Origin of the sequence: Chromobacterium fluminis, from assembly GCF_011602385.1 — a bacterium.
GTDB lineage: Bacteria > Pseudomonadota > Gammaproteobacteria > Burkholderiales > Chromobacteriaceae > Chromobacterium > Chromobacterium fluminis.
The window spans coordinates 79249-94022 of the sequence record NZ_JAAOMA010000001.1 but is presented as its reverse complement, the minus strand read 5'-3'; the positions used below and the strand labels follow the sequence as shown (position 1 = coordinate 94022).

Sequence of the window (14774 nt, the reverse complement as noted above, 5' to 3'; positions counted from 1 at the left end):
AAAACCCGCATAGCTTGCGCTGTGCGGGGTTTTTTTGGGTTTCGGCTTGCCAAATCGCTGGTGCCCAGAGTCGGACTCGAACCGACACACCTTGCGGCGGGGGATTTTGAATCCCCTGCGTCTACCAATTTCGCCATCCGGGCGTCTTCGGCATTCCGAGAGAACGAATAATAGCGATAGCAAATCGCTTTGTAAATCCTTTTTTCCCCTGGCGCTGGACGGCGGCTCAATCCTGCTTCAGTTTGAGCGCGAGGTCGTAGAGCTGTTTGCGGTTGCCGTCGCAGATTTGCGCGGTCAGGGAGGCCGCCTGCTTGGTGGGCAACTCTGCCGCCAGCAGCTTGAGCACGCGCACGGTGTTTTCCGGCACCGCGTCGTCGGCCTCGTCGCGCGCCGGGGCCGCGTCCAGAATCAATACAATCTCGCCGCGCTGCTGGTTGGAATCGGATTCCACCCACTCCAGCATTTCCTGGGCCGGCAGGTTCCGGAAGGTCTCGAAGGTCTTGGTCAACTCGCGCGCCAGCAGCACGCGGCGCTCCGGGCCCAGCTCCGCCACGATGTCTCGCAGGGCGTCGACGATGCGGTGAGGCGCTTCGTAGCACACGGTCAGATATGGCGCGGACAGCCATTGGCGCAGCGTTTTGCGGCGCTCGCCGCTCTTGGGCGGCAAGAAGCCGTGGAACAAGAAGGAGGACGCGGTCAGGCCGCTGGCGGACAGGGCGGCGATCACCGCGCTGGAGCCGGGCACCGGCCGCACGGGCAAGCCGGCGGCGCGCACCGCTTCCGCCAGCCGTGCGCCGGGATCGGATACCGCCGGCGTGCCGGCGTCCGACACCTGCACCACGATCTGGTCTTCGGACAGCCAGCGCACCACTTGTTCGGCCATGCCGCGTTCATTGTGCTCGCGCAGGCTGACCAGGCGTTTGGCGTGAATGCCGTAGGCGGACAGCAGCTGTCCGGTGACGCGGGTGTCCTCGGCGCAGACCACGTCGGCGGCGCTGAAAGCCGCCAAGGCGCGGGCGCTAATGTCTGCCAGATTTCCAATGGGCGTGGCCACCACATATAATGTGCCGCGACAGAAACTTTCCCTGGCTGATTCAAGCAGATGAGCGAACGAAGTATGCAAAGACTGACTCCGCTGTTGGTTGGCGTCTTGATGACTTGGTTGACGCCGACAATGGCGCAAACCCCGGACTATATCATCCAAAGCAACACCGCGCCGCTCAAGTTGCTGGGCCAGCCGGCGTCGAAGCCGCTAGTTCCGGCGGCCGCGCCGCGGGACGCCAGCGCGACGGCGGCGAAACCGCAGCCGGCCAACGGCCGCCTGCGCGTCGGCCTGCTGCTGCCCACCGGCTCGGCCACTCTGGGCGAAGCCGCCGCGGTGGTGCGCAGCGGGGTGGAGGCGGCGGCGAGCGTGGATCAGAACGCCGAGTTGGTGCCCATCGACGCGTCCGAGGACACCGCCGTGGCCAGCTACCGTCAGGCGCTGGCCGGCGGGGTCAACGTGGTGATCGGCCCGCTGTCGCGCGGCGCCATCGCCGCGGTGGCGCCGCTGGTGTCGGTACCCACGCTGGCCTTGAATTCGATAGGCCGCGAAGTGCCGGCCAATCCCAAACTATTCTCCTTGTCGCTGATTGTCGAAGGCGAGGCGCGCCAAGTGGCGCGCCTGATGCATGAAGACGGCCGGGCCAACCCCTTGCTGCTGTTCGGCGCGGACAGCCTGTCTCAGCGCCTGCGCCAGGCTTTCATCGACGAGTGGAGGGTCCTGAGCCGAGGCAAGTCGCCCATGGCCTTGGAAGCCAAGCAGGACAGCTTGCCGGCGATACTGCAGGCTGTGGCCGGCGCGGACGCGGTGTTCATGGCGCTGGACGCTCACGAGGCCGGCATCGTCAAGGCCGCGCTGGCGCCGGAGTTGCCGGTGTATGGCACCTCCCAGCTTAACGGCCGGGGCAGCGTGGCGGCCTTGGCCGGCGTGAGGGTGATAGACATGCCCTGGTTCCTGATGCCGGAGCACCCGGCGGTGAAACGCTATCCGCGGCCTGCGGCGGCGTTGACGATGCAGACCGAGCGTTTGTACGCGCTGGGCGTGGACGCCTGGCGGCTGGCGGTGTTGCTGGCGGGCGCGAGACAGCCGGCGGGGCTGAGGCTGGACGGCGTCACCGGCGACTTGAGGCTGGGGCGCGACCGTCTGTTCGAGCGCCAGCTGCCGATGGCGGTGCTAAGCGTGGAGCAGCCGTAGTGAATCTCCAGGGCCGGCTCGCCGAGGATAGGGCGCTGGCCTGGCTGCTGAGGCGGGGCCTGACGCTGGTGGAGCGCAACTGGTCCTGCCGCGGCGGCGAAATCGATCTGATCATGCGCGATGGGCGCTACTGGGTGTTCATCGAGGTGCGCCATCGCGCCAGCGCGGCCTTCGGCGGCGCGGCCGCGAGCATAGGTACGGCCAAGCAAAGGAAACTCATGCTGGCCGCCGAGGTCTATCTGTCCCAAAAGGGAATAGACGCGCCATGCCGTTTTGACGCGGTATTGACCGTGGGCGAGGCGGAGCCGCAGTGGTTGCAGAATATTTTCATGTAGTGCGATGGGTCGACCGACCCTAAAAGATAAGGATGTCCCATGGATTTGATTGACCGCGTCAGCGGGCATTTCCTGGAAAGCATCGCCGTCAAGCAAGAGGCGATGGAGTTGTTGTCGCCGGCGATAGCCGCGGCGGCGGAACAGATGGTGGCTTGCCTGATGAACGAAGGCAAGATTTTGACCTGCGGCAACGGCGGTTCGGCGGCGGACGCGCAGAACTTCGCCGCGGAAATGGTCGGGCGTTTCGAGAAGGAGCGTCCGGGCCTGGCGGCGATTTCATTGGCTACCGACAGCTCGGTCTTGAGCGCGATCGGCAACGATTACGATTTCGACATGGTGTTTTCCAAGCAGGTTAGGGCCTTGGGTCACACCAACGACCTGCTGCTGGCGATTTCCGCGTCCGGCAACGCCGCCAATGTGATCGAGGCCATCTACGCGGCGCACGAGCGCGGCATGAGCGTGATCGCCCTGACCGGCATGGACGGCGGCAAGGTGGCCGAGATCCTGTCGCCGGAAGATATTCAGTTGATTGTGCCGGCGCTGCGTCGCTGCCGGATTCAGGAAGTGCACACCCTGATGGTCCACGCCCTGTGCGATACCATCGATTACATGTTGTTGGGAGGTGAATGATGAAGCGTCGCGTATTCGCGGTATTGCTGGCTGCTGGCTTCAGCAGCGCCCTGAGCGGTTGTTTCGGCGTAGTGGCGGCGGGCGCGGCCGGCGGGGCCTTGGTGGCCACGGACCGTCGCACCAGCGGCGCTTATGTGGACGACCAGGGCATCGAACTGAAAGCCGCCGATCAGATCGGCAAACTGCTGCCGTCGGCCCACGTCAACACCACCAGCTTCAACCGCGCGGTATTGCTGACCGGCGAAGTGCCCAGCGAGCAGGCGCGCCAGCAAGCGGAACTGACCGCGCGCGGCATTCCCAATGTGCGCCGCGTGTTCAATTACACGGTAGTGGCGCCGTCGTCCGGCTTCTCCGAGCGCAGCAGCGATACCTGGGTGACCAGCAAGGCGCGCACTCGGCTGCTGGACGGCAAGGGTTACAACCCCAACAACGTCAAGGTAGTGACCGAGCGCGGCGTGGTCTACATGCTGGGCATGGTGACTCAGACTGAAGGCGCAGCGGCGGCCAAGGTGGTCAGCGAGACTTCCGGCGTGCAAAAAGTGGTGACCCTGTTCGAATACATCAACGACATCGCGCAGTAAGGCGGATGCCCCGCGACGACAAGCCCGGCTTAGGCCGGGTTTTTTCATTGCCAGTCGGCGCGGGAACGAGGAATCGCCTGTTTTTTTAGGAAAAATCCTATGTCCGCTTGTCGGCGGTTCTGCTGGAATCTGCCTTGCTGCCGAAACCCCGGGTTTCGGCCTATTTCTGATGCCCGGCTTTAGCCGGGCGTACCGGCAACGCAGTTGGCATGGACGGGCGAGGACGCGGCTTTATGAACCAGGCGGGCAAGATATCGGCGGAGACGCGGGAGCGCATCATCGCGGCGGCGACGGAACTATACGAGAAATCCGGTCGCAAGCGACATCCCGCCGTAGACCAGGTTCGTCAACTGGCGGGCGTTGACATGGACGCCGCCAGCGTGGTGCTCAAAGACTGGCGGCGAGTGCAGCCGGCGACGGCGGCTGCCTTGGACGGCGAGGTGCCGGAAGGGGTCAGCCAGGCGGGGCTGGCCGCGCTGGAAGCCATCTGGACGCAAGCCAAGGCGTTGGCCAACGACAGCCTGAGCGCGGCCCAGGCGGCCTGGGAGCGCGAGCGATCCGAACTGGATCATCTGCGCGCGGAGCTTGCCGGCGCTTTCGAACGTCAGGCGGCGGAACTGGACGCCACGCGCCGCCAGCTGTCGGCTTCTCTAGCCTTGACCGCGCAGCAGGCGCAGGACCTGGCGGTGGCCCAGCCGCAGGCGGAAGCGTTCCGCGAGCGCATGGACAGGGCCGAGGCCCGCGTCGGGGAACTGGAGCGGGAGCTGTCCGAGGCGAAAAGCCAGTTGCTGCGATCCCAAAGCGAATTGCGTCTGAGCGCCGCAGACGGCCAGGCGGCGGAAAGCGCGCTGGCCAAGCTGCGCGGAGAGTTGCTGCAAGCCGGCGCCAGCGCCGCGATGAAGGCGGAAGTGGCGCGGATCAAAGCGCCTCCCAAACCGATGGCCGCGCCGGAGCCCGGCGACGAGGAACCTTCCTTGACGGCCGCTTACACGCCGCAACCGGCCGCCGAGGACATCCTGAAGTTTCGTTGACGCGTAGCGCGGCCGTCGTCAGTGCTGGGGAATCAGCACGTCGGCGCACAGCACGTGCATGATTTCGTCGATTTCTATCGCCATCGAGATCGTTACGCAGGAGCGGGTGTCGGTCATCGACAGATACGGCTCGCTCATATACAGCACGCCGGGTTGATCCACCGCATGTTGAAAGTAGCTGCGTCGCGACCAGACCGCGCCGGTGGTATCCAGCAGCGGCGCGAACTTGGGGTTGGCGGCAGCCCGCGGCTGGCGGCTGCTGAGGTTGCGGCCGATTTGGCGTCCGGCGCTGTCCAGCAGAAAGCAGCGCACCACGTCCGGCAGCGCCAGCATCGGTTTGGCGGCCAAGTCGAAGGGCGTTCCCTGCATCAGCGAGATGGCGCTTTGAACGAAGGATTGTCGCGCCAGTTCAATCTGGCGCCGGGTCAGTTTCCGTTTCAGCAGTTCGCGCGCCATCAGCTCGTCCCAGCGCTCATCGATGCGCGGGGTGATGATGTGGTCCTGATCCGGCTGATCGCTGGGGTGGGCGACGAAATAGCCTTGCACCAAATCGCAGCCCGACTCCAGCGCGATCAGCACGTCCTGATCGGTTTCTATCCCTTCCTCCACCACCAAGGCACCAATTTCGTGCATCAGCCGCACCAGCTTGGCCAGCAGGTTGCGGGTGCGCGGCTGATGGACGGCGGCGCGCAGCAGGTGCCGGTCGAATTTGACCAAGTCCGGCTCTAGTTGGCAGACGCGGTCCAGATTGGAGTGACCAACGCCGAAGTCGTCTATGGCGATCAGAAACCCGCTGCTTTTCAGTACATTGACGCCTTCAATCAGCGCCTCGTCCACTTCCAGCACGTGTTCCAGCACTTCCAGCACCACTTGGCTGGGGTCCAGTCCGGCGGCCTTGATGCTGTTGGCCAAGGCCATCGCGCGTTCAGGCCGCGACAAGGACGCGGCGTCGATATTGAGAAACAGCCAGCAAGGGTGGTCGCTCTGCATCTGGCTGAAACGGACGGCATGGGCTTCGCTCGCGGCCAGATCCAACTGGTGGCGGCGTTCGGGCGAGACGACGGAGTAAAAGGCCTCCGCCGGCGTCAGCGGAGAGGTGTCCTGTCTGGCGCGCAGCAAGGCTTCCATTCCTATCGTGCGGCGATGAGCCAGGCTATAGATAGGCTGGAAGTGACTGCCGAGTTTCAAGCCGGCATGCTCGAATTCTTTCATGGAATAGCTGCCCTCCGTGGCGCGGACTCTATGGCCAGTATTGTTTTTTTGCCTGAAGCAATTGGCATTCCAGTTTAGTGCATCGCCATTAAAAATAAAAAACGGGCCAAGAGGCCCGTTTGGATAAAGATGTTAAAAACCTTATTACTGTTGGATGCCCGCCACCAACCACTTGCCGTTGGTGCTGTCGTCCTTGATGTAGTGCCAGTATTCGGTAAACGGCTCGGCTGGCGCGTTCACGGCTTCGCTGACCATGCCGGAGAAGCGCACGCTGGCGATGTAGCGATTGCCTTCGGTGCTGGCTTCGGACAGCTGGCAGTCCAACTGCGGGAAGTCGGCCACGTCGGTGTTGCCGGCGATGTCTTCGCGCAAGGCGTTGAACAGGTCCGGCGTCATGTACTTGCGCACTTCTTCCAGGCTCTCCGTGCTGTTCAAGCTTTGCAGGTGCAGGAAGGTGGCCTTGGCCTGACGCAGGAAGTTCGGGGTTTCCGTGCCGTCCGGCAGGCGGGTCGGGGCGTCGTAGGCCGCCGCCGCGCCGAAGGCCGGCTGCGCGCCGCCCAGGCCGGAGCCGATTTTCGGGATGGAGTCGAAACGGGCCGGCTCCTGATAGCCGCCCATGTTCTGCGGCATGCCCGCCGGTTGCGCCGCGCCCATGGCCGGACGCGCCGCGCCGGCCTTGCGGCGGAAGAACATGTAGCCGCCTACCAGCACCAGGCCCAGCAGGGCCAGCGTGCCCCAGGGCATGCCGCCGCTCTTCTGCGGCTGCTGGCCTTGAGCTTGCGCCGCGAGGGCAGGATCGGCGTTGCCGTTGGCCGCGGCCGGAGCTTGCTGCTGGCCGCCTTTATCGCTCATGGCGGAGCCCAGCATATAGCCGGCGGCCGCACCCGCGGCGCCTGCGGCTACGGCGGTGCCGATGCCGGGGCCGGACTTGGGTTGAGCTTGAACCGGCGCAGGCGCTTGCGCGGGCGGAGCCACCGGGCGAGCCGGCGCTTGTTGTTGGTAAGAGCGGGTGGGGGCCGAGCGCTGCATGCCGGCGCTCTTGCCTTTACCTAGGCGGGCCGCTTCCGCGAACGGAGCGGCCAACATGGAAACCATGGTGAAGGCGAGCATGATCGTCTTCGCGCGGGTGGTCATATTTGCTTTTTTCCTGGAGTGGTTGGTATCGCCCCGGTATGACTGGGGCGCAAAAGATTAGTTCGGGGTCAAGGGCTGAATTTCAATGACTTGCGCATGGTTTTTTTCCACGCGGAAACGCACGTTCCATTGGTGCAGCGCCACGCCGTAGACCCGCTGCGGGTCGTCCTGATAGGCCGGGCGCGGGTCCTGGGCCAGCACCTGTTCCACCAGTACCGCGAAGTCGGCCGGGAGGCCGGGGTCGGTCAGTTGCGCGCGCGCGGCGGCGTCCCAGCCCACGCTTAATTGCGGCGGAGGGCCGTCGACGAAGCCGCCGCGGGCGTCGGGCCTGGCTTCGACGAAGGGTATATAGGGTTTGATGTCCAGCACCGGGGTGCCGTCCAGCAGGTCGGCTCCCTCCAGTGTCAGCACCACCTTGGGCTGGGTGTCGATCCGCAGCAGGCGCACTAGCGACAGCCCCAGCGGATTGGGGCGATGCGTGGCGCGGCTGGCGAATACGCCGACCTTGGCGTTGCCGCCCAGCCGCGGCGGCCGCACCAGCGGCTGCCAGCCGCGCTCGGCGGTTTGGTGGAACACGAAGCTGATCCAGACGTGGGAAAACGCGTCCAGACCGCGCACCATGTCGGGGTGGTCGTAGGGCGGCAGCAGTTCCAGCGTGATGCGGGCGGCGTTGACCAGCGAGGGCTGGCGCGGGATGCCGAATTTTTCGCGGTAGGGCGAATGGATCACGCCAACCGTTTCAAAGATGTGGCTCATGGCCGGATTGTAGCATCCGGCCATGAGCCAAGCGCTTGCCGCTAGCCGACGAAGTGCTTGTTGTAGCGGCTGCTCAGCCGGCCCATGGGCAGCAGCATGAAGAAGTCGGCGCAGTTGAAGTCCGGGTCCCAGGCCGGCTCGCCGCAGATATAGGCGCCGGCGCGCAGATAGCCCTTGATCAGCGCCGGCATCGGCGCGGAGGGGGCGTCGTCGCAGACCCGGTCCAGAGGCAGCGGCAGGTGGGGGAACACCCGCCATTCCGCCGGCGAAAGGTGCTTGGCTTCCAGTTGACGGTACAGACTGACCGCCTGGTGGCCGCCGTCGCTCAGCGACACGCTGGCGCAGCCGGCCAGGTATTGGCCGCCGTGCAGTTGCACGTAATCGGCCAGGCCGGACCAGAGCAGGGCGATCACCGCTCCGGAGCGGAAATCGCGGTGCACGCAGGAGCGGCCCACTTCGATCAGGCCGGCGCGCAGGTGGGCCAGCCGGGTCAGATCGAACTCGTGTTCGGAATACAGGCTGGGCGCGCGGCGCGCCATGGCCGGGGACAGCATGCGGTAAGTGCCCACCACCAGGCCGCTGGCGGCGTCTTCCACGATCAGGTGCTCGCACAACTCGTCGTATTCGTCGCAATCGATGCCTAGATCGCGCGAGGCGAGCTCCGCGCCCATTTCTCCGGCAAACACATCGAAGCGCAGCTTCTGCGCGCGGCGGACATCCCGCGCTTCAGTGGCCACGCGCACGCTCAGGCGCGGTTTGGCGCTCACGGCAAGCTGTTCATTTAGCAGCATGTTTTGCTCCCTTTTGTGGTGAGCCCCATGCTAGGCAGCTTGTTTGACGCGGCGATGTCTTTAATATGACCATCGGGTGACCGGCGCTTGACGCCGCGGTTACCCGCTGGATTTATTGAAATCAACGACTTACGCTGGTTCAGGATTTGGCGTAGAATAGGCCGTTTTTCCGTTCGATTTGCTCTTTCCGACAAAGCCATGATTTATCCGACAAACTTCGACGTGATAGTGGTGGGCGGCGGCCATGCCGGCACCGAGGCCGCTCTGGCGGCCGCGCGCATGGGCTGCAACACCCTTCTTTTGACGCACAACATCGAGACGCTGGGTCAGATGTCGTGCAATCCGTCGATCGGCGGCATCGGCAAGGGCCATCTGGTCAAGGAAGTGGATGCCCTGGGCGGCGCAATGGCGCTGGCCACCGATATCGGCGGCATCCAGTTCCGCACGCTCAACGCCTCCAAGGGCCCGGCGGTGCGCGCCACCCGCGCGCAGGCCGATCGCATCCTGTACAAGGCGGCGATCCGCGAGATGCTGGAGAACCAGCCCAATCTGACCTTGTTCCAGCAGCCGGTGGACGATCTGCTGATAGAGGGCGACCGCGTCGCCGGGGCCATTACCGCCATCGGCATCACCTTCCGCGCCAAGACCGTGGTGTTGACCGCCGGCACCTTCCTGTCCGGCAAGATCCATGTGGGCATGGAAAACTACACCGGCGGCCGCGCCGGCGATCAGGCCGCGTCCACGCTGGGCGCGCGCTTGCGCGAACTGAACCTGCCGGTGGGACGGCTGAAAACCGGCACGCCGCCGCGCATCGACGGCCGCAGCGTCGACTTCTCGGTGATGGAAGAGCAGCCGGGCGACACGCCGGAGCCGGTGTTCTCCTATCGCGGCAGCCGCGCGCTGCATCCCAAGCAGCTGCCGTGCTGGATCACCCACACCAATGAGCGCACCCACGAGATCATCCGCTCCGGCTTCGACCGCAGCCCGATGTTCACCGGCGTGATAGAAGGCGTTGGCCCGCGCTACTGCCCGTCGATCGAAGACAAGATCAACCGCTTCGCGGACAAGGACAGCCACCAGGTCTTCCTGGAGCCGGAAGGCCTGACCACGCACGAGTTCTATCCCAACGGGATTTCCACCAGTCTGCCCTTCGACATCCAGCTGGCGGCGGTGCGTTCGATCCGCGGCATGGAAAATGCCCACATCCTGCGGCCTGGCTATGCGATCGAATACGATTATTTCGATCCGCGTGGTCTGAAGGCTTCGCTGGAAACCAAGGCGATCCAGGGCCTGTTCTTCGCCGGTCAGATCAACGGCACCACCGGCTATGAAGAGGCTGCCGCTCAGGGCCTGCTGGCCGGCATGAACGCCGCCTTGTTCGCCCGGGACCAGGCTAGCTGGTGCCCGCGCCGCGACGAGGCCTATCTGGGCGTGCTGGTGGACGACCTGATCACCAAGGGCGTGGCCGAGCCCTACCGCATGTTCACCAGCCGCGCCGAATTCCGCCTGCAGTTGCGCGAAGACAACGCCGACCTGCGCCTGACCGAGATCGCTCGCCAACACGGCCTGATCGGCGACGCCCAATGGGACAGCTTCTGCCGCAAGCGCGACGCGGTGGAGGCGGAGAAGGCGCGCTTGAAAGCCACCTGGCTGCACCCGGCGAGGCTGAGCGACGCCGCCGCGCTGCAAGCGCTGCTGGGCAAGACGATTGAGCGCGAGTACAGCCTGTACGATTTGCTGAAACGCCCCAACGTCGCCTATGCCGATTTGATGAGCTTGCCGGAGGCCGGCGGCGCGGTGGCTGACGAGGCGGTTGCCGAGCAGGTGGAAATTCAGGTCAAATACCAAGGCTATATCAACCGCCAGAATGAAGAACTGGCGCGCCGCGACAACCTTGAGGACGTGCGCCTGCCGGTCGATATCGACTATGGTCTGGTCAAGGGCCTGTCCAAGGAAGTGCAGCAGAAACTGAACCAGCAACGCCCGGAGACCCTGGGGCAGGCTTCACGCATCCAGGGCATCACCCCGGCGGCGGTTGCTCTTTTGATGGTCCACTTGAAACGCGGCTTTGCCGACGCAACGAAAACCGCATGACACATACCACAGAACTACAACAAGGCCTGTCGCAGCTGAAACTGGAACTGAGCGACGCGCAAACCGATTTGCTGGACCGCTATCTGGCGCTGCTGGCCAAGTGGAACCAGACTTACAACCTGACCGCTGTGCGCGAGGAAAAGCGCATGGTCAGCTACCATCTGCTGGACAGCCTGAGCCTGGTGCCGCATCTGGACGGCGGCAGCCGTCTACTGGATGTGGGCTCCGGCGGCGGCATGCCCGGCATTCCGGCGGCGATCGCCCGCCCGGACTTGCAGGTGGTGCTGTTGGATTCCAACCATAAGAAAACCACCTTTCTGCGTCAGGTGGTGGTGGAGCTGGGCCTGCCCAATGTGCAGGTGATGACCGAGCGAGTGGAGGCTTACCAGCCGGAGCAGAAGTTCGACCGCATCACCAGCCGGGCGTTTTCCGAGCTGGCCGAGTTCGTCAAGCTGACCCGCCATCTGCTGGCGGATCACGGTCAATATGTCGCAATGAAGGGTGTCTATCCTTACGAGGAAATCGCCTTGTTGCCGCAGGGTACGGTGGTTTCCGAAGTATTGCCGGTGACAGTGCCGGGCCTGGATGCCGAACGGCACCTGGTGAGAATGCGCCTGGAAGGGGTGGGTGCGCAATGAATTCAAGGGTGATCGCGGTCGCCAACCAGAAGGGCGGGGTCGGCAAGACCACGACTGTGGTGAATCTGGCGGCGGGCCTGGCCGACTTGGGCCGGCGCGTGCTGATTGTCGATCTCGACCCGCAGGGCAATGCCACCATGGGTAGCGGCATCGCCAAGCAATCCCTGAAACTGTCCGGCTATGACGTACTGCTAGGCGAGGCCTCGGTTGAAGAGGCGCGCCAGCCGGCGAAGGAGGGCGGTTACGACGTGCTGCCCGCCAACCGCGATCTGGGCGGCGCGGAACTGGAATTGGTCAATGAGCTGGCGCGCGAGGCGCGGCTGAAGAACGCGTTGCAGGCGGTGGAGGAGCAGTACGACTATGTGCTAATAGACTGCCCGCCCTCGCTGAACCTGCTGACATTGAACGGACTGGTGGCGGCGCACAGCGTGCTGATCCCGATGGTGTGCGAATACTATGCGCTGGAAGGTTTGTCCGATCTGGTGGCGACCTTGCGCAAGGTGAGGGTGGCGGTGAATCCCAAGATCGAGATCATGGGCCTGCTGCGAACCATGTTCGACGCGCGCAATAATTTGTCGCAGCAGGTGTCCGAGCAACTAGCCCGCCATTTCGGCGCCAAGGTGTTCGATACCGTGATTCCGCGCAATGTGCGGCTGGCGGAAGCGCCCAGCCACGGCCTGCCCGGCCTGGTCTACGATCGGGCCTCGCGCGGCGCTCAGGCTTATCTCGCGCTGGCGCAAGAGCTGGCGGACCGGCTCGAGCCCGCAACCACAACTCCCTCCGTCTAAGCAATATGGCCAAATTAAAAGGATTGGGGCGCGGCTTGGACGCGCTCTTGTCCACTGCCGAGACAGTGGACGACAGACTCACCTCCCTGCCCATAGACAGCATCCGTCCCGGCAAATACCAGCCGCGCAGCTTCATGGACGAAGCCGCGCTGGACGAACTGGCCGCGTCGATTCGCGCCCAGGGCGTGATTCAGCCGCTGGTGGTGCGTGAAGTCGGCTTCGGCGATTACGAATTGATCGCCGGCGAACGGCGCTGGCGCGCTTCGCGCAAAGCCGGTTTGACCGAAGTGCCGGCGGTAATCAAGAGCGTGCCGGACGAAGCGGCGCTGGCGATGGCGCTGATCGAGAATATTCAGCGTCAGGAATTGGACCCGATAGAAGAGGCCCAGGGCATCAAGCGCCTGATCGACGAGTTCGGCCTGACCCACGAGGCCGCGGCCGACGCGGTGGGCCGATCGCGCAGCGCGGTCAGCAATCTATTGCGCCTGCTGGCCCTGCCGGAACCGGTGCAGACCCTGTTGCATCAGGGGCGGCTGGAGATGGGCCATGCTCGCGCTTTGCTGGGGTTGCCGGTGGTGGAGCAGCTGGGCCTGGCGCAAGAGGTGGGCGACAAAGGCCTGTCCGTGCGCGAGGTGGAGCGCAGGGTACAGCAGAAAGCTGTGGAAAAAACCACAGTCGCACCGCAGCAAAAACGTACAGACCCGGATGTGGACAGGCTGGCTGAACAGGTGTCGGAACGCATAGGCGCCCGGGTCAGCATTCGTCATGCAAACCGCGGCAATGGCAGGCTGGTTATAGAGTATGCGACGCTGGACGAGCTGGAAGGCTTGCTGGAAAAGCTGCAGAAAAGTTCAGGAAAATGAGTGTGTTGCACTGCAGCATCCCAATGACACGCAAGTTGACTCAAATCAAGCAGGAAGCCTATAATTCGGCGGTTTTTTTGCTGGGTCAACATGGTTAACCGGGAAGTTAAGCGTATACTGCGCCTGCAGTGCACTCTGGTGGGTGTCGCACTGTTGATTGGAGTGGTTGCAGGGGGAGGAAACCTGGCCATTCCGGTTTCTGTCTTGCTTGGCGGATTGTCGGCCTTGGTGCCGGCCCTGGTGTACGCCAGGATCGCCTACGCCAAGCGCCATGTCGCCCCCGCGGAACTGATGAAAGCGCATTTCAGGGCCGAGGCGGTCAAATACGTCCTCACCATCCTGTTATTTGGCGCGACTTTGGTATTTTTCAAGGATTTATCGATAGTCGGTCTTTTTGGCGGGTTTTTTGCCGCCGTATCCGGCTACTGGTTCGGGCTTTTAATCAAAAATTGAGAAAATGAGCGATGGCAAGCAACGCAACTGACTACATCAAGCACCACCTCACCTTCTGGAATTCGGATCCTTCCGCCGGCTTCTGGAGCCTGCACCTTGATACCTTCTCCATTTCGCTGGTTCTCGCCTTCATCTTCGCCGGCGTGTTCGCCGTTGTGGCGCGCAAGGCCAAGCTGGAGAATCCGGGCCGGCTGCAGCTGTTTGTGGAAAGCATCGTCGAGATGGTGGACAAGCAGGTGCGCGACGTATTCCACGGCCAGAGCAAGGTGATCGCTCCGCTGGCGCTGACCATTTTCTGCTGGATCTTCCTGATGAACTTCATGGACCTGCTGCCGGTGGATCTGCTGCCGTCGCTGGCCCAGTGGGTGGGTTACACCTTCTTTGGCGCCGAGCCGCATCATGTCTATTTCCGCGTTGTGCCGTCCGCCGACGTGAACGCCACTTTTGCGATGTCCTTGTCCGTGATGTTCTGCATCATCGGCTTCTCCATCAGCGCCAAGGGCGTTGGCGGCTACACCAAGGAATTGTTCACCGCGCCCTTCCATGCCGAAGGCACCGTGGGCAAGATCCTGCTGGCTCCGGCCAACTTCCTGCTGCAGATGGTGGAACTCCTGGCCAAGCCGATTTCGCTGTCCCTGCGTTTGTTCGGCAATATGTATGCCGGCGAAATGATCTTCATCCTGATCGCGCTGCTGCCTTGGGGCCTGCAGTGGCTGTTGGGCGCGCCGTGGGCGATCTTCCACATCCTGATCATCACCCTGCAGGCCTTCGTGTTCATGATGCTGACCATCGTGTACCTGAGCCTGGCGGTGGAAGCGCACTAATACCGGTTTCTTTGTTTTACCTTTGTTTCTTTAGCTTTTTTACCAACCATCCTTGATTAAGTCTTAGGAGATACACAATGGAAGCACTCGTTTCTCAGATCCAGTCCATGACCGTACTGGCCGCTGCCCTGATCATTGGCCTGGGCGCCATCGGTACTGCTCTGGGTTTTGCCATCCTGGGTGGCAAATTCCTCGAGTCCTCCGCCCGTCAACCGGAAATGATTCCGGTTCTGCAAACCAAACTGTTCATTCTGGCCGGTCTGCTGGACGCCATCTCCATGATCGGTGTTGGTATCGCCATGCTGTACACCTTCAATAACCCGTTCCTGTCCGCCGCCCTGGCCGCTCTGAAAGCCGGCGCTTAATTTTTAAGCGGAATTGGTTGTTGCAGTAATACTACTGGAGGAA

Annotated in this window: 17 protein-coding genes and 1 tRNA gene; 12 read left to right on the top strand and 6 right to left on the bottom strand. The window is 63.4% G+C overall.

Annotated elements, in window-relative coordinates:
• Positions 1–58 precede the first annotated feature (58 nt).
• Positions 59–143: transfer RNA gene (locus tag HA052_RS00420), tRNA-Leu, on the bottom strand.
• A gap of 83 nt (positions 144–226) precedes the next feature.
• Complete coding sequence (gene rsmI, locus HA052_RS00415; protein ID WP_176219475.1) at positions 227–1123, bottom strand: 16S rRNA (cytidine(1402)-2'-O)-methyltransferase; 897 nt, start codon at positions 1121–1123, stop codon at positions 227–229.
• Here rsmI and HA052_RS00410 point away from each other — a divergent pair.
• The 5 genes from HA052_RS00410 (at position 1118) to HA052_RS00390 (ending at position 4813) form a co-directional block, all read left to right on the top strand.
• Complete coding sequence (locus tag HA052_RS00410) at positions 1118–2236, top strand: penicillin-binding protein activator (protein WP_166450367.1); 1119 nt, start codon at positions 1118–1120, stop codon at positions 2234–2236. The genes rsmI and HA052_RS00410 overlap by 6 nt on opposite strands.
• Positions 2236–2571, top strand: a complete 336-nt coding sequence (locus HA052_RS00405; protein WP_166450366.1) for a YraN family protein — start codon at positions 2236–2238, stop codon at positions 2569–2571. Before HA052_RS00410 ends, HA052_RS00405 begins: the two co-directional genes overlap by 1 nt.
• A 39-nt stretch (positions 2572–2610) precedes the next feature.
• Positions 2611–3201 (top strand): phosphoheptose isomerase, encoded by a 591-nt coding sequence (locus HA052_RS00400; RefSeq protein ID WP_107800966.1) that lies wholly within the window; start codon positions 2611–2613, stop codon positions 3199–3201.
• Entirely contained in the window at positions 3201–3782 is a 582-nt protein-coding gene (locus tag HA052_RS00395) for a BON domain-containing protein (RefSeq protein ID WP_118268418.1), read from the top strand. Before HA052_RS00400 ends, HA052_RS00395 begins: the two co-directional genes overlap by 1 nt.
• 233 nt (positions 3783–4015) lie before the next feature.
• Positions 4016–4813 carry a DNA-binding protein gene (locus HA052_RS00390; RefSeq protein ID WP_166450365.1) on the top strand — a complete coding sequence of 266 codons (798 nt, stop codon included), beginning with the start codon at positions 4016–4018 and terminating at the stop codon, positions 4811–4813.
• A gap of 18 nt (positions 4814–4831) precedes the next feature.
• On the opposite strand, the gene HA052_RS00385 is transcribed toward HA052_RS00390, so the two are convergent.
• From HA052_RS00385 to HA052_RS00370, 4 genes are all read right to left on the bottom strand, one after another.
• The gene (locus tag HA052_RS00385) at positions 4832–6025 is read right to left on the bottom strand and encodes a sensor domain-containing phosphodiesterase (protein WP_166450364.1); all 1194 of its coding nucleotides are present in this window, start codon (positions 6023–6025) and stop codon (positions 4832–4834) included.
• A gap of 144 nt (positions 6026–6169) precedes the next feature.
• The gene (locus HA052_RS00380) at positions 6170–7159 is read right to left on the bottom strand and encodes a Tim44 domain-containing protein (RefSeq protein ID WP_166450363.1); all 990 of its coding nucleotides are present in this window, start codon (positions 7157–7159) and stop codon (positions 6170–6172) included.
• 57 nt (positions 7160–7216) lie between these two features.
• Positions 7217–7915 carry a tRNA (N6-threonylcarbamoyladenosine(37)-N6)-methyltransferase TrmO gene (gene tsaA, locus HA052_RS00375; RefSeq protein WP_166450362.1) on the bottom strand — a complete coding sequence of 233 codons (699 nt, stop codon included), beginning with the start codon at positions 7913–7915 and terminating at the stop codon, positions 7217–7219.
• A 41-nt stretch (positions 7916–7956) separates the two neighbouring features.
• Positions 7957–8706, bottom strand: coding sequence for a GNAT family N-acetyltransferase (locus HA052_RS00370; RefSeq protein WP_166450361.1), 750 nt, complete (start codon positions 8704–8706; stop codon positions 7957–7959).
• Positions 8707–8904: 198 nt separating this feature from the next.
• Here HA052_RS00370 and mnmG point away from each other — a divergent pair, with 198 nt between their 5' ends.
• The 7 genes from mnmG (at position 8905) to atpE (ending at position 14731) form a co-directional block, all read left to right on the top strand.
• Complete coding sequence (gene mnmG, locus HA052_RS00365) at positions 8905–10800, top strand: tRNA uridine-5-carboxymethylaminomethyl(34) synthesis enzyme MnmG (RefSeq protein WP_166450360.1); 1896 nt, start codon at positions 8905–8907, stop codon at positions 10798–10800.
• Positions 10797–11438: a 16S rRNA (guanine(527)-N(7))-methyltransferase RsmG gene (gene rsmG, locus HA052_RS00360; protein WP_081544879.1), complete on the top strand. Its 642-nt coding sequence runs from the start codon at positions 10797–10799 to the stop codon at positions 11436–11438. Before mnmG ends, rsmG begins: the two co-directional genes overlap by 4 nt.
• The gene (locus HA052_RS00355; RefSeq protein ID WP_043589578.1) at positions 11435–12226 is read left to right on the top strand and encodes a ParA family protein; all 792 of its coding nucleotides are present in this window, start codon (positions 11435–11437) and stop codon (positions 12224–12226) included. The genes rsmG and HA052_RS00355 overlap by 4 nt, the downstream gene beginning before the upstream one ends.
• A 5-nt stretch (positions 12227–12231) precedes the next feature.
• Positions 12232–13089 carry a ParB/RepB/Spo0J family partition protein gene (locus HA052_RS00350; RefSeq protein ID WP_081544877.1) on the top strand — a complete coding sequence of 286 codons (858 nt, stop codon included), beginning with the start codon at positions 12232–12234 and terminating at the stop codon, positions 13087–13089.
• 90 nt (positions 13090–13179) lie between these two features.
• Complete coding sequence (locus HA052_RS00345; protein ID WP_166450359.1) at positions 13180–13542, top strand: ATP synthase subunit I; 363 nt, start codon at positions 13180–13182, stop codon at positions 13540–13542.
• Between the two features lie 11 nt (positions 13543–13553).
• Positions 13554–14366 (top strand): F0F1 ATP synthase subunit A, encoded by an 813-nt coding sequence (gene atpB, locus HA052_RS00340; protein ID WP_166450358.1) that lies wholly within the window; start codon positions 13554–13556, stop codon positions 14364–14366.
• Positions 14367–14443: 77 nt separating this feature from the next.
• Entirely contained in the window at positions 14444–14731 is a 288-nt protein-coding gene (gene atpE / locus HA052_RS00335) for a F0F1 ATP synthase subunit C (protein WP_019101091.1), read from the top strand.
• Positions 14732–14774: the final 43 nt, after the last annotated feature.

What these genes read in the sequence shown, in the direction of transcription:
- HA052_RS00410 (WP_166450367.1), top strand. Translation starts at nt 1,118, where the DNA reads ATGCAAAGACTGACTCCGCTGTTGGTTGGCGTCTTGATGACTTGGTTG.
- HA052_RS00400 (WP_107800966.1), top strand. Translation starts at nt 2,611, where the DNA reads ATGGATTTGATTGACCGCGTCAGCGGGCATTTCCTGGAAAGCATCGCC.
- HA052_RS00395 (WP_118268418.1), top strand. Translation starts at nt 3,201, where the DNA reads ATGAAGCGTCGCGTATTCGCGGTATTGCTGGCTGCTGGCTTCAGCAGC.
- HA052_RS00390 (WP_166450365.1), top strand. Translation starts at nt 4,016, where the DNA reads ATGAACCAGGCGGGCAAGATATCGGCGGAGACGCGGGAGCGCATCATC.
- HA052_RS00385 (WP_166450364.1), bottom strand. Translation starts at nt 6,025, where the DNA reads ATGAAAGAATTCGAGCATGCCGGCTTGAAACTCGGCAGTCACTTCCAG.
- HA052_RS00380 (WP_166450363.1), bottom strand. Translation starts at nt 7,159, where the DNA reads ATGACCACCCGCGCGAAGACGATCATGCTCGCCTTCACCATGGTTTCC.
- tsaA (WP_166450362.1), bottom strand. Translation starts at nt 7,915, where the DNA reads ATGAGCCACATCTTTGAAACGGTTGGCGTGATCCATTCGCCCTACCGC.
- HA052_RS00370 (WP_166450361.1), bottom strand. Translation starts at nt 8,706, where the DNA reads ATGCTGCTAAATGAACAGCTTGCCGTGAGCGCCAAACCGCGCCTGAGC.
- mnmG (WP_166450360.1), top strand. Translation starts at nt 8,905, where the DNA reads ATGATTTATCCGACAAACTTCGACGTGATAGTGGTGGGCGGCGGCCAT.
- rsmG (WP_081544879.1), top strand. Translation starts at nt 10,797, where the DNA reads ATGACACATACCACAGAACTACAACAAGGCCTGTCGCAGCTGAAACTG.
- HA052_RS00355 (WP_043589578.1), top strand. Translation starts at nt 11,435, where the DNA reads ATGAATTCAAGGGTGATCGCGGTCGCCAACCAGAAGGGCGGGGTCGGC.
- HA052_RS00350 (WP_081544877.1), top strand. Translation starts at nt 12,232, where the DNA reads ATGGCCAAATTAAAAGGATTGGGGCGCGGCTTGGACGCGCTCTTGTCC.
- HA052_RS00345 (WP_166450359.1), top strand. Translation starts at nt 13,180, where the DNA reads ATGGTTAACCGGGAAGTTAAGCGTATACTGCGCCTGCAGTGCACTCTG.
- atpB (WP_166450358.1), top strand. Translation starts at nt 13,554, where the DNA reads ATGGCAAGCAACGCAACTGACTACATCAAGCACCACCTCACCTTCTGG.
- atpE (WP_019101091.1), top strand. Translation starts at nt 14,444, where the DNA reads ATGGAAGCACTCGTTTCTCAGATCCAGTCCATGACCGTACTGGCCGCT.